The sequence below is a fragment of the Protofrankia symbiont of Coriaria myrtifolia genome, assembly GCF_900634755.1.
Taxonomy (GTDB): domain Bacteria; phylum Actinomycetota; class Actinomycetes; order Frankiales; family Frankiaceae; genus Protofrankia; species Protofrankia coriariae.
Genome location: NZ_CAAAFS010000310.1, coordinates 1 through 12,613, shown reverse-complemented (window position 1 = coordinate 12,613; position 12,613 = coordinate 1). Strand labels below are relative to the sequence as shown.

Annotated in this window: 12 protein-coding genes, 2 tRNA genes and 1 pseudogene; 9 read left to right on the top strand and 6 right to left on the bottom strand. The window is 69.9% G+C overall.

The annotated features are described in order from the left end of the window. Positions 1–130 precede the first annotated feature (130 nt). The 4 genes and pseudogenes from CM1CMNOD_RS17415 to cimA all read left to right on the top strand — a co-directional run bounded on the left by CM1CMNOD_RS17415 (position 131) and on the right by cimA (position 3,637). On the top strand, positions 131–547 hold the full coding sequence (locus CM1CMNOD_RS17415) for a BlaI/MecI/CopY family transcriptional regulator (RefSeq protein ID WP_013874901.1): 417 nt from the start codon (positions 131–133) through the stop codon (positions 545–547). Continuing rightward, the gene (locus tag CM1CMNOD_RS17410) at positions 544–1,470 is read left to right on the top strand and encodes a M56 family metallopeptidase (protein ID WP_013874900.1); all 927 of its coding nucleotides are present in this window, start codon (positions 544–546) and stop codon (positions 1,468–1,470) included. The genes CM1CMNOD_RS17415 and CM1CMNOD_RS17410 overlap by 4 nt, the downstream gene beginning before the upstream one ends. A gap of 95 nt (positions 1,471–1,565) precedes the next feature. Beyond that, a pseudogene (locus tag CM1CMNOD_RS24175) lies at positions 1,566–1,658 on the top strand (DUF1232 domain-containing protein); the annotation flags it as partial. 398 nt (positions 1,659–2,056) lie between these two features. After that, positions 2,057–3,637, top strand: coding sequence for a citramalate synthase (gene cimA, locus CM1CMNOD_RS17400; protein ID WP_013874898.1), 1,581 nt, complete (start codon positions 2,057–2,059; stop codon positions 3,635–3,637). On the opposite strand, the gene CM1CMNOD_RS17395 is transcribed toward cimA, so the two are convergent. From CM1CMNOD_RS17395 to CM1CMNOD_RS17385, 3 genes are all read right to left on the bottom strand, one after another. After that, a complete protein-coding gene (locus CM1CMNOD_RS17395; protein ID WP_013874897.1) occupies positions 3,596–4,321 on the bottom strand; it encodes a class I SAM-dependent methyltransferase in 726 nt (241 codons plus the stop codon). The two genes, cimA and CM1CMNOD_RS17395, sit on opposite strands and share 42 nt — an antisense overlap. Beyond that, complete coding sequence (locus CM1CMNOD_RS17390; RefSeq protein ID WP_013874896.1) at positions 4,297–5,214, bottom strand: phosphotransferase; 918 nt, start codon at positions 5,212–5,214, stop codon at positions 4,297–4,299. Before CM1CMNOD_RS17390 ends, CM1CMNOD_RS17395 begins: the two co-directional genes overlap by 25 nt. An 85-nt stretch (positions 5,215–5,299) precedes the next feature. Next, positions 5,300–6,067, bottom strand: a complete 768-nt coding sequence (locus CM1CMNOD_RS17385) for a hypothetical protein (RefSeq protein ID WP_013874895.1) — start codon at positions 6,065–6,067, stop codon at positions 5,300–5,302. 631 nt (positions 6,068–6,698) lie between these two features. Here CM1CMNOD_RS17385 and CM1CMNOD_RS17380 point away from each other — a divergent pair. Beyond that, positions 6,699–8,030 (top strand): transcriptional regulator, encoded by a 1,332-nt coding sequence (locus CM1CMNOD_RS17380; RefSeq protein ID WP_013874894.1) that lies wholly within the window; start codon positions 6,699–6,701, stop codon positions 8,028–8,030. Then, positions 8,027–8,719 carry a 2'-5' RNA ligase family protein gene (locus CM1CMNOD_RS17375; RefSeq protein WP_013874893.1) on the top strand — a complete coding sequence of 231 codons (693 nt, stop codon included), beginning with the start codon at positions 8,027–8,029 and terminating at the stop codon, positions 8,717–8,719. Before CM1CMNOD_RS17380 ends, CM1CMNOD_RS17375 begins: the two co-directional genes overlap by 4 nt. 56 nt (positions 8,720–8,775) lie before the next feature. On the opposite strand, the gene CM1CMNOD_RS17370 is transcribed toward CM1CMNOD_RS17375, so the two are convergent. Next, entirely contained in the window at positions 8,776–9,030 is a 255-nt protein-coding gene (locus CM1CMNOD_RS17370) for a hypothetical protein (protein ID WP_013874892.1), read from the bottom strand. 214 nt (positions 9,031–9,244) lie between these two features. Here CM1CMNOD_RS17370 and CM1CMNOD_RS17365 point away from each other — a divergent pair, with 214 nt between their 5' ends. The 3 genes from CM1CMNOD_RS17365 to CM1CMNOD_RS17355 all read left to right on the top strand — a co-directional run bounded on the left by CM1CMNOD_RS17365 (position 9,245) and on the right by CM1CMNOD_RS17355 (position 10,425). Further along, a complete protein-coding gene (locus tag CM1CMNOD_RS17365) occupies positions 9,245–10,024 on the top strand; it encodes a fumarylacetoacetate hydrolase family protein (RefSeq protein WP_013874891.1) in 780 nt (259 codons plus the stop codon). 200 nt (positions 10,025–10,224) lie between these two features. Continuing rightward, positions 10,225–10,296, top strand: a tRNA-Gln gene (locus CM1CMNOD_RS17360). A gap of 56 nt (positions 10,297–10,352) precedes the next feature. Beyond that, positions 10,353–10,425, top strand: a tRNA-Glu gene (locus CM1CMNOD_RS17355). Positions 10,426–10,556: 131 nt separating this feature from the next. On the opposite strand, the gene CM1CMNOD_RS17350 is transcribed toward CM1CMNOD_RS17355, so the two are convergent. Then, on the bottom strand, positions 10,557–11,993 hold the full coding sequence (locus CM1CMNOD_RS17350) for a tyrosine-type recombinase/integrase (RefSeq protein WP_013874890.1): 1,437 nt from the start codon (positions 11,991–11,993) through the stop codon (positions 10,557–10,559). Beyond that, on the bottom strand, positions 11,993–12,157 hold the full coding sequence (locus CM1CMNOD_RS24170) for a helix-turn-helix domain-containing protein (RefSeq protein ID WP_043607022.1): 165 nt from the start codon (positions 12,155–12,157) through the stop codon (positions 11,993–11,995). Before CM1CMNOD_RS24170 ends, CM1CMNOD_RS17350 begins: the two co-directional genes overlap by 1 nt. Between the last annotated feature and the right edge of the window lie 456 nt (positions 12,158–12,613).

The following is a 12,613-nucleotide window of genomic DNA, read 5'->3' as shown; positions in this document are numbered from 1 at the left end:
GGTGGCGAGCGGCGGCATCGGGACCGCCGAAAGGGCTGGTACCTCGAAGGCTGCCATGGAGCCTTCGCGCGTCACGCTCGACTATCAGACTCCTTGTACTATCAATCTAGTAGTAGCGAGGAGGGTGAGAGTGGCGCGGAGACCCAGGCGCGAACCGGGAGCACTCGAACGGGAGATACTTGCCGCGATCGCGGCGGCCGGCCGGCCCCTCACCCCGGCCGAGACACTCGCCGAACTCGGCGTGCCCCTGGCCTACACCACGGTGATGACGACCCTCGCCCGCCTGCACGACAAGGGCGCCCTGACCCGAGCGCCCGCCGGGCGTTCCTTCGCCTATGCCCCGGCCGCCGACCCGGACACTCTCGACGCCGCGCTCATCGCCCGGCAGATGATCCGGGTGCTGGGCGCCGGCGCACAGCGGGCCGAGACGCTGGCCCGTTTCGTCGCGGACCTGAGTCCGGAGGACGAACAGCTCCTCGTCGACATCCTCGCAGCCCACCAGTCGGACACCGACGTCGACAGCGCGGACGGCGGGCCTCGGCGATGACGGCCGTCGCGCTCGTCCCGTTCGCCACGAGCCTGCTGCTGGCCGTCGGCGGTGGCTGGCTCGGCCGGCGGCTCCCGCCCGCCGCCGCCACCCGGCTACTCACCACCGCCTGCCTGGTCACCGCGCTGGCCACCGGTTTCATCCTGGCGGTCGTCGCCTTCACCCTGCTCGCCCCACTGCCCCCGCTCGCCGCGGTCGGACACTGGTCGACCACCGTGGTTCGCGGGCACGACCCGCTGCCGGCCCCGGCCGGACTGCTGCCCGCCGCCATCGTCATCGGGCTGCTCGCCGCAGCCACCCGCCGAGCGGTCGGTGTCGGCAAGGACCTGGCCGCAGCGGAACTCACCTGCCGCCGGCTCGGACCCGCCCCCACCGGCCTGGTCATCGTCGATGACGACCGCCCCGACGCCTACACCCTGCCCGGACTCACCGGCCGCATCGTGGTGTCCACCGCGATGCTGCGCGCGCTACCCGCCGACGAACGCCGCGTTCTGCTCGCCCACGAACACTCCCACCTCCGCCACCGCCACCACGCCTACACCCAGCTCGCCGACCTCGCCGCCGCCGCCAACCCGCTCCTGCGGGCAGCCGCCGCCACCGTCCGCCTCGCCGTCGAACGCTGGGCCGACGAAGACGCCGCCGCGACCACCGACAACCGCGCTGTTGCCGTCCGCGCCCTGGCCCGCGCCGGCCTCGCCCGCGCGGGCACAGCGACCATGCCGACCGCGGCGCTCGGCGCCGTGCATACCGACCTCGCCCATCGGGCACGGGCACTACGGGAGCCGCCTCCGAAACCGCAGCCCGTCCTGGTCCTCGTACTCGCCGCGCTCATTTTGGCCACCGCGGCCGCCGCCGTCGGCACTTCCCGCACGACCGAACACCGGTTTGAACGCGCGCAGGCGACGTTCGCGCACCGGACCTGACCGGTCGCGCACGGGCCGAAGCGACGAAGCCGGGCAGGGGAAACTTGTAGATCATGTCTGACTGGCCAGTCGGACTCGTCATCGCCTTCGGCTGCCTGATCGCCAGCCCTATCGACCTGATCCCGGAATTCCTCCCAGTGATCGGCCCCCTCGCCGTCGCCCCCGCCCTGCGCTACGCCGGCCGACGACCAGGCACGCAGATGGGGCGCGACACCGCCAACCCTGTCACCGGCACGGCGGACCTGACCGGTGATATTCGGAGCCATCGTCATGATTACATCGCCTCAGTGGTCGGTCGGTGGGCTTACCGATCATTCGGTGGTGAGTTGGAAAGGTGTGGGCTGTTTTGTGAAAGTGGGTTCGGACGTGGTGCGGGTTTTGTCGGGGGCTGTGGGAGTGCGGGCTTCTGGGCGGGTGGCGCCGTACAGTGGGCAGTCGGCGGTGAACCCGCCATCGTCGCGCGTGCCGGCTGCCCACCCACGCCGCCGGGCGCGTGACACCCCTCGAATCCGCAGGCCAGGATCCACAGATCGCGATCCGCGGATGGCCGACTACCCGCAGGTGATCCGCAGCTGAGAGGCACGCCGTGCAGCCAGACGATCCCGACTCCTTTCACGTCTACGACACGACGTTGCGTGATGGGACCCAGCAGGAGGGGTTGTCGCTGTCGGTCGGCGACAAGATCGCGGTAGCTCGGCACCTCGACGAGATCGGGGTCGGCTTCATCGAGGGCGGCTGGCCCGGGTCGAACCCGAAGGACGCCGAGTTCTTCCGCCGTGCCCGCACCGAGCTGAGGCTGGAGCACGCCCTGCTCACCGCCTTCGGCGCGACCCGCCGGGCCCGCACCACCGCCGCCGACGACCCGCAGGTCGCCGCCCTGCGGGAGGCCGGCACAGCCGTCGTCTGCCTGGTGGCGAAGTCCGACCGCCGGCACGTCGAGCGTGCTCTGCGCACCACCCCCGTCGAGAACCTGGCGATGATCCGCGACACCGTGGCGCATCTGCGCGCCGAGGGCAAGCGGGTGTTCGTCGACGCCGAGCACTTCTTCGACGGCTACCGCGCCGACGCCGACTACGCCCTCGAGGTGGTCCGGGTGGCGGCCGAGGCCGGCGCCGAGGTCGTGGTCCTCTGTGACACCAACGGCGGGATGCTGCCGACCCGCGTCGGCGACGTCGTCTCCGCCGTCCGCGACCGCACCGGCGCCCGGCTGGGCATCCACTGCCACAACGACACCGCCTGCGCGGTCGCGAACACCCTGGTCGCGGTCGAGGCCGGCGTCACCCACGTCCAGGGCACCGCCAACGGCTACGGCGAGCGCTGCGGCAACGCGGACCTGTTCAGCGTCGTCGCCGGGCTGGAGACCAAGCTCGGCCGCCGGGTGCTGCCCCCGGGCAGACTGCGCGAGCTGGTCCGGGTGTCGCACGCCATCGACGAGATCACCAACTCCGCGCCGGACGCCCACCGCGCCTACGTCGGCGCGAGCGCGTTCGCCCACAAGGCCGGCCTGCACGCCAGCGCCGTCAAGATCGACCCGGACATGTACCAGCACATCGACCCCGCCGTGGTCGGCAACGACATGCGGATGCTGGTCTCGGAGCTCGCCGGCCGGGCCACCATCGAGCTCAAGGGCCGGGAGCTGGGCCTGGACCTCTCCGGCCAGCGCGAGGCGCTGGGGAGGGTCGTCGACCTGGTCAAGGAGCGGGAGGCGGCCGGCTACACCTACGAGGCCGCGGAGGCGTCGTTCGAGCTGCTGCTGCGCGACGAGACCGAAGGCCCCCGGCGGTTCTTCACCCTCGAGTCGTGGCGCGTGATCGTCGAGCGGCGGCCGGACGGCGAGGTCGTCAGCGAGGCGACCGTGAAGCTCGTCTCCAACGGCGTGCGGCACGTGTCCACGGCCGAGGGCAACGGTCCGGTCAACGCCCTCGACCGGGCCCTGCGCGAGGCCCTGGAGAAGAGCTACCCGGGCCTTGCCGACCTCGACCTGGTCGACTACAAGGTGCGCATCCTCGACGGCCGGTCCGGCACCGGCGCGGTGACCCGCGTCCTGGTCGGCACCAGCGATGGCCGCGACCGCTGGGACACCGTCGGTGTCGACGAGAACATCATCGCCGCCTCCTGGGAGGCGCTACAGGACGCCGTCACCTACGGCCTGCACCGCCAGGGTTAGGACATTCTCCATCTTCAACCACCGACTGATTGCCGACCGGCAATCAGCAAGGTGTCCGGGGCCAAGCACCGGTCCAGCCGGGTTGCCCGGATACCGGTGAAGGAGAATTGACGCAGAAGCCTGGTCCAGCCATCGGCCGAGGCAAGAGAGTGCGCTGACCGCGCCGGTGGGCCGCTGGAACGCGGCAGTCGAATCCCACCGGCCACCGGGAAGTCCCAGACCGAGAAGACAAGCCAACCGCCCGGCCTGAGCCGATCGCGAATCCGGGCCAGGAGCGGAGCCGGCGGGCACAGGCCGACGGCACCAAAAACCGCTGTAGCAGACGTCGATGGGTTCGCAGGTGGCGAGGTAGCGGGCCGCGTCGGTGCAGTGGAAGACCGGGGATGGCCATCGGGCACGGGCGCGGCGGATCTGGGAGGGGGCGGCGTCGATTCCGACGCCGCGGGCGCCGCAGCGGTCGACGAGGTAGGCAAGATTGTCGCCGGTGCCGCAGCCGAGTTCGACGACGCGCTTGCCGCGGATGTCGCCGAAGAGTTCGGCGCCTGGGTCGTTGACGCCGGTGCGGGTCCAGCGGAACCTGTGGATGGCGGGCCGAGTGTCGAGATCGCCGGCCGCGATCCGGGCGCGGGCGTGCTGCTCCCAGACCGCGGTGTTGATCGCTACAGGGTCGGGATGCCCAGGCATGTGATCGCCTCGCGGAGGTGGCGGCGGACGACCTGCGCGACGAAGTCGTCCTGTCTGGAGTCGTTGATCCAGGTAGTGGCCTGTTCGAGATACCAGGCGATGATCCACAGCCGGTGCCAGCCGAGCGCCCAGGCTTCCGGGGGAAGACCCGTACGGGGCCGGGCAGCCTCGCCGTATCCGCCGGCTCGGATGTAGTCCCGGATCATTCGGCGGAGCGTCGCCGGGTCGGCCGGGCCAGTGGTGCCCTGCCAGGAGGCCAGGTCGAGCAGACCGGGGCCGGTGAAGGCTCGCGCCCAGTCGAGCAGCCGCCAGCCGTCCGGGCCGATGTGCAGGCTTGTGGGGTGGAACTCGCTGTGACACAGTCCGAACGGCGGTAGATCGGCGCCGAGGGAGAGCCGATCAGTGTGATCGTCCAGTGCCAGGAGCGGACCGTCGAGGTCCGTGGTGTCGCTCCACCGGCCGGATGACCGCAGGTCGGCGAGGCTCGAGACTGCGCGCCCCGGCAGTTCGATCAGCGCCTTGCGGTCGAGGACGGGGAGGAAGCCGGCCGGGTCGGCATTGTGGGTGGCCACGGCCGCCGCGATGCCGTCGTCCACGGTCGCTTCCCGGACCGGTTCGCCGAGGTCTTCGAGCAGCATGCCGAGCATCCCGCCGTGTTCCACACTCGCGATCAGCCGAGGGGTCGGGATGCCCTGGGCTGCCACGTGGCGCAGCGTGTCCGCCTCGCCGGTGAACGGCTTACGTGCGAACTTGAAGATCACTCGCTGGTCGCCGGGGAAGATCAGCCGTTCGACCCCGGACAGGATCCAGACCCATACCGGCGTACGCGAGAGCAGGCCGTGTAGGCCGGCCTGTGTGGTGAGCCGGTCGAGCAGCGCGGTCGTGTCGTCCATCGTTCGAGTCTCCGTGTCGCATGACGCCGGCCGGCGACGTCGAGCGGTAGCGCCACATCACCGGCCGGCAGGGCGCGGCTACAGGTCAGGCCGGGGCTGGCTGGCCCGTGGCGAGGTTGAGGATGGAGGTGATCCAGCTCCGCTTGAAGGCGGACAGGTCAGCCCGGAACCGGTCGAGGTCGACACCGAACGGGACAACGGCGCCACCAGACATGTTCGCCGAGGACTGGCACCCGTGGACGAGACGGCCACCCAGCGCCGCGTGTGCCTTGACCGCCTCGACCCGGCGGTATTCGTTGAAGAAGCCGCCGTGGTAGAGATCGTCGACTCGCTCAGCGCCGTCCGCGTCCAGGTCGTAGACGACCCGGGCGGTGGCCGGGAAGAACCAGGCCGGCCCGATATCGGTGATCTCCCCGGACAGCTCGACCCGGTTGAGCGCCGCCAGCGTCGCGGACTCTCGCAGGATGCGGACGTCAGTGACGCTGACGTTGGACAGGTCGGGATCGTCCAGCCGCTCGGCGGAGAACAGGTGGTGGTAGACCCGGTCGGCAGTCCGCAGCACCTGGGCCGGGTCGGAGGCCCGTTGGCCGTAGGCGCGCACGAACTCCAGGGTCTGCTGCTCAACCGCGGACTGTTCGGTTTCCTCCGCCGACAGCAGCCGTTCGATCACGAGATCCCAGTCGACGAGCATCCAGACCGGGGACGTGCTGCGGCGGAAGAAGTACCGGTCCGGGTCGACGGTGACCGTGGTTCCGTCCACGGTGATCCCGGGAATGCGGTTCCAGGATGGGGTGAACGGTTCGGTCATCTCGGCCGAGAAGGTGTTGGCGTTGTCGGGTTTCGTGGCGATCATGGCTCACCGTCCTTTCGGGTTGTCCGTGCGCCCGCCGGACGGCGGTTGCCACGGGGTCCGAGATCATCTGTGCCGATTCGGGCAGACTCAAGGACGACGAAGTTAAGAGTCTGCCCGGTCGGTTTACAGGTCGACGCCGCGCGGAGAACAGAATCAACCCGCCTGCTGCCGACGTCTGCCGCCGCGACTTTCCCGGTTGGGTGTGGTTCTGGGGGTTAAGGGCGGGAATACCGCGCCTGTACCGGTAATTCTGCCTCCGGCCGGACCGGCAGCCCAGCGCGCGCCGCCATGGCGCGAGTATCAGAAATGCAGTGCTCCGGGGCATGGCGCGACGCACTATCTTTTCAGGCCGCTCTGCCGGTATCGGCTACACCCAGGGGCAAGCCCTCATTGCCGGCATCGACAACTGGACTGATCTTGCTGGTTAAGAATGTCTCTACTGGGCCAGGCTCGGCCTCCGGCAGGGACGCGATGGCACGCGCGCCGCGCGGCCGACTGCGCGCGGCCCTGGCGGGCCGTGCTCGCCGGGCATCGTCCGCGCCACCGCCAATTGCCGGAAGAGTCTCCGCGTTGACATTAGGTGGCTACGATCAGCGACGAGGAGCGGTGTTTCGGGACGAGGTGAGCCGACATGCGTCATGATCCGTCCGCGTTCGTCATTCCGGCCGACTTCTGGGAACGTCCCAGGGTCGTCGACGCGCTGACGGGGCGCGATGTCGGCGCCCTCTTCCGGCTGGTACAGCAGTACGCCGGAGCCAGTCAGCCCGGCATCGGCATGCGTGTGGGTCTGGCCCAGCCAGATATCAGCAAGTACGCGAACGGCAAGCGAGTCGCCACCGAGTTCGACCTGTTCGAGCGGGTCGCCGACGGGCTCGGCCTGCCGGACCACGCCCGGATGCGGCTCGGGCTCGCGCCGCGGGCCGATATCGCACACTGGACCGCGCCGACACAGCCCGCCACCACACCGGACGTCGCCTACGAGGAGCCGGACTCTGTCGAGGAGATCGGCCGCCGCATTGAGGCTCTCGGCACCACCAACGTCAGCCCCGCTGTTCTCGCCCACTTCGACGTGCTGATCTCGGCCATCGCCGACGAGTACGAAACGGCGGGACCGGGCTCGCTCGCACCGCGTGTGCTGAAGCAGCGCCGCCGGGTGCAGGGCCTTCTGGACGGCCGGCAACCACCCCGCCACCGTGACCGGCTGTACGAGATCGCCGGCCGTCTCTCCGGGATGCTTGGATACATGGCGGTCAATGCCGGCCGGTTTGGGCTTGCCCGCGCCTACTGTGTCGAGGCTCTCCAGATCGCCGATCTGCTCGGCCAACGGGATCTCGCCGCATGGGTGCGCGGAACCCAGAGCCTGTGTGAGTACTACGCCGGCAACTATCAGGCCGCTCTGGACTTCGCCCGGGAGGGCCGCCGTCTCGCCGGTGGATCAGTCCAGGAAATCCGCCTCGCGGTGAACGGCGAAGCCCGCGCCCTCGGCCGGCTCGAAGACCGGGACGGGGTCGACAAGGCTGTGGGCGAGGCGTTTCACCTGGCTGAGTGCCACCCGGTGCCAGGCGGGATGTCGCCCTGCATCTCCTTCGAGCCCTACAGCCTCGCTCGCATCGCCGCGAACGCCGCCACCGCGTACGTCTCGGTGGGCGAGCCCGGCCGGGTGCGGGAGTATGCGGACATGGCTGCCCAGGTCGCAGACCGGTCCCCCTCCGTGTGGAGCCGCTGTCTCGTCCGCCTGGACCTGGCAACCGCCCTGCTGCTCTCCGACGCCCCCGACCCGGAACAGGCCGCAGCCCTGGGCATCGAGGCCCTCACCAGCGTCGCCGGCAACCCGATCGAGTCCATCCGCCGCCGCAGCCACGAACTCGTTACCCAGGCTCAGCCCTGGCACCAGATCGGGCCGGTCACCGAACTCGCCGAGGCGTCCCGCGCACTCGCTCTCCCCGCCGGTGGGAGCAGGTGACCACCACACCGACCACAGATCCCGTCGCGGATGACTGGCACCGCTTCGCCGCCCTCGACCGGCTCGGCAACCACTGGGACCGTCCCGGCTGGACACCCGGTCGCCGCTCATACCACTGGATGCTCACGTTCGAGAACGCCACCGACCTGCACACCCTGGCCGCGCGATGCCAGGACCGGCTACGCCTGCCCGTCCTCGACCCCGTCCCCGCCGAAGGGCTGCACCTCACCCTTCAACGTCTCGCCTTCACTGACCAGATCAACCGCGCGGAACTCGACACCGCCATCAGCGAGACGCGACACCGCATCGTGGACATCCCCCCGTTCACGCTGATGATCGGGCCACTCGCGGGCTCCTCCGGCGCCGTCCGGCTCAGCGTCCAGCCCTGGGAACCGGTCGTCACCATCCGCGCGAACATCCTCGATGCCACCGCTGCCGCACTCGGCCCGTCCGGGGTCGTCACCAAACCACACGGCTTCCGACCACACATCGGCATCGCTTACTGCAACAGCTCCGCAAACGCGCAGCCGATCGTGTCCGCGGTCGAGGAGCTTCGACATCTGTCACCGGCCCGAGCCGGCGTCAGCGCAGTCGCTCTGGTCGAGCTGCGCCGCGAGGGCCGCGCATACCTGTGGGACACCGTGGCCCGACTACCGCTGTCAGGTCTCGCCCCTTCGGGGCTGGACTGAAGCGCGTTGACGGACGGGCCGCGGGCCCGTCGGGAACGGGCCGCGGACCCTCGGGGTTATTCCTCGATCTCCTCCCACCACTGGCACCACCAGTCGCCGCCGACGAGGATGCGCAGCTTGGGGTGCCAGCAGTAGGTGATGTCCCGGTCGGTGTCGAGGTAGTACAGGCAGTTGTCGCACCGCTCGTCGCCGTTGGGCTTGCCGCGCAGGATCGCGTCCTCGGCGAGGTGGCCGAGCTTGACGCTCAGCTCCTCGTCGATGGGCTTCGGCTCCGGCGCGCCGACATCGTAGACGGGTGTGATCTCGCTCACCTGGCTCCTTCCGGACTGGCGCTGTGTGGACGTGCACTGAGGACGGACGTGCACGGGGGTGCGCGGCTGAGGGTATGCGTGATTCGAGGGCATGCGAAACCGGTCCCACGCCCTCCCGTGATTGTGGCCTCCGCCGCCCGTTGGATGACGACCGGGCCGTTTCGGCAGCCCACCGGCTTCGCCGGCCGAGGGTTGGCCGGTTAACGTCGGCAGGGTGCGTATCGCGAGGTTCACAGACGGGACGGAACCGGCCTTCGGCGTCGTCGAGGGCTCGGTCGAGACGGGCGAGGCCACCGTGGCCACGATAACCCCCCATCCGTTCGCCACGTTCAGCTTCACCGGGGCCAGGCACGCGCTCGGCGACGTGCGGTTACTCGCGCCGGTGCTGCCCAGCAAGGTGCTCTGCGTCGGCAAGAACTACGCCGACCACGTCCGGGAGATGGGCGGGGACGCCGTGCCCCAGCGCCCGGTGCTCTTCCTCAAGCCGTCGACGAGCGTGGTCGGGCCGGGGGACCCGATCGCGCTGCCCGCCGACAGCGACCGGGTCGACTACGAGGGCGAACTGGCGATCGTCATCGGGCGGCTGTGCCGGGACGTCCCGGCGGCCCGCGCGCTGGACGTCGTCCTGGGATACACCTGCGCGAACGACGTGACCGCGCGTGATCAGCAGCAGGCGGACGGCCAGTGGACCCGGGGCAAGGGCCATGACACCTTCTGCCCGGTCGGCCCCTGGATCGAGACCGATCTGGATGCCTCGGACCTGGCGATCCGCACCACCGTCGACGGCGAGCTGCGGCAGGACGCGCGCACGAAACTGCTGGTGCACGACATCCCGTCGCTGATCGCGTACATGTCCGCGGCGATGACCCTGCTGCCCGGCGACCTGCTGCTGACCGGGACCCCGGCCGGCGTAGGCCCGCTGAACCCCGGCCAGACCGTGGCCGTCACGGTCGAGGGCATCGGTACGCTCACCAACCCGGTCGTGGCCCGCTGACAGCACCGGCGGACAGCCACCGGCCTGACCGGCCGACCGGTGAGCGGTCTGGTCGGTCTGGTCGGCCGGTGGCCGGTATGCCGGGCGGCGCTGGCGGGGCCGGGGAACCGGGCCGCCACGCCGGCGGGGCGTCGTGGCCGGTTGCCGTTCTGCTCCCCGCGCGGATGCGGTACAGTGGGCCTCGCCCGCAAGGGCAACCTTGGGGTATGGGGTAATTGGCAGCCCAACGGATTCTGGTTCCGTTAGTCTAGGTTCGAGTCCTGGTACCCCAGCTTCAGATGTTCCTCATCGTAAGGTGGGGCCGTCTGAAGATGGAGAAAGAACAGTTGGCCCCGTCGTCTAGTGGCCTAGGACGCCGCCCTCTCAAGGCGGTAGCGCCGGTTCGAATCCGGTCGGGGCTACGTAGATAAGACCACTGGTAAAGGGCCGGTGACCTGGGCAAACCGGGGCACCGGCCCTTTACTATTTGTCCGACCGTCACCGGCCGAGGACGGCTCTGTACGGCCGTCTCCCCCGAAGTGGCCCCGAAGTTTCAGGGGCGCTCCGGGGCTTGGTCGTCGGGCGGGGTCTGCGGCCGAGTGATCCCGCTCACGTCCGGCCCGGCCGGTCGGCCGAGCGCGTCGTCGATGCGCGACCGCATGACCGCCGCCTCGCCGTCGACGCACTTCGCGTAGATCGTCAACAACACATCCACCGAGTGACCTGCCCATGCGGCGACTGTCGTTGGGGGAACGCCCGCGTTGAGCCAGGTCGACACTGCCGCGTGCCGAAGGTCGTAGGGGGTCCGGGCCAGCGGCGACGACGCCACGGTCTCGGTGAACGTCGCGGTGCGGGCACGGGCCCACACGCGGGTCACGGTCAGCGGCGGCAGGTGCCCGTGGTTGCGCGCACCGACGAACAGCCGCCCGTCCGGTCCGGTGCCGAATTGGTCGAGGTGGGTGTGAAGCAGTTCGGTCAACTCAGGAGGGCAGGGGACTTGGCGCACCTCGCCGCGGGCGCGCTGCTTGAGCTGGCGAGCGTCGCGCGCCTCGCCGCTGTCGGTCCACTCCCGCCCGGCGTAGGGCCGTGCCGTGTCGAGGAACAGCTCCCCCCATCCGGTCGAGGGCAGCGACAGGTTGGCCTTGGTCAGCGCGGCGGCCTCTTCGGGGCGAAGCGCGGCAAAGTACAGGCAGCCGAAGAACGCGACCAGGCGTGGCCCGGACGGCCGGTCGTCGGCGACCGCCTTCAGGAGCGTCCTGGCCTGGACAGGGTTTGCCACGGCCCGCCGATCGATGACCGGTATCTGTGTGCTGCGCGGTGTCGCCTTCCGAAGCGCTGGGAGCGGATTGACGGTCAGTAGCTTGAGGCTGATCGCATACTCCACCGCGTTGTTGAGAATCTTGCGCCAGCGGGTCACGACGCTCGGTGCGCGAGGCGTCCCGTCCAGGCACACGGTGAGACCAGCGATGACCTTGCGAAGCACCGCCTCATCGCTCAGCGTGGATACCGGCCGGGTGTGGGCCGCGGCCCAGGACAGCGCGGCGCGCACGTCGTCCGGCGCGTCGGCTCGGCGGGTGGTGTTGAAGGCCCACAGCTTCAACGCCCGGCGCAGAAGCGCGGGGTCAGGTCGACCACGCTCGCTCGACAGCATCAGCACGGTGAGCGCGGTAAGCGCCTCCGCGTGTGTGCGGCGGGTTGTCGCCGCGACCTGCGGCCATTTCAGGTCGGCGTAGTCGCATGCGAAGTCGTACCACGACCGGTTGCCGTCGACCCGGGCCATCGACACGGGCAGGCCGGTGACGACGAAGAACGCCTCGCCCTTACGGGCCGCCGACAGCAGGTCCGCGCGGAAGCTCACCGCCTGGGCCTTGTTCCGGTACGGCTCCTTGAACTTCTTGCCGTCGACCAGCCAGACGACCCAGTACGTCGTGACGCGCCGTCCCTTGTATGTCTCGATTTCCCAGATACGGACGTTGTAGGTGGTCAACATCAGGCGGCGCTCTCCGTTCGGCTCTCGATCCAGGCGTCCAGATCGGTACGGCGGACACGCAGCTCCCCGTTGGGGAGCTTGATGCAGCGGGGCGCGGTTCCCTTGGCGCGCCAGTCGTAGAAGGTGGATCGAGCAACGGCGAGTTCGTCGCAGACGTCGGCGATCGTGAGGTGACGGCGACCGACCGGGCGAAGGGGCTCACGACGGCCGTGGTCCGACCGCGTGGTCTTGACCTGGGTGGAGGTTGCGCGGGGTGCGGGGGTGGCCATGCTGGGGGTGCTCCTCACGGGAGTGGCGGCCCCGGCGGTTGCTGCCAGGCTGTGCGCCGGGGCCGTGTCCGGTCGTCGTGCCGGCGGACGGATGCCGCCAGGCGTTGACACGTTGACAATCGGGGTTTGGCGTGGTGTTCGTGCTGGTCAGGAGGGGTCCGAGCCTGTCAACGGGCGTTGTTGACAGGCGTTGACAGCGTTGACAGTCGGGCCGGGCGGGGTGGTGGGTGTCAACGGCTGTCAACGGGGGTGTTGACAGGGGTTTCGGGGCTGTGACCTGCGGTGAAAGCGTTGTTGATGTTGGTTGTCAACGTGTCAACGCTGTCGAGGAGTTCGGTGGCGCGGGGGTGG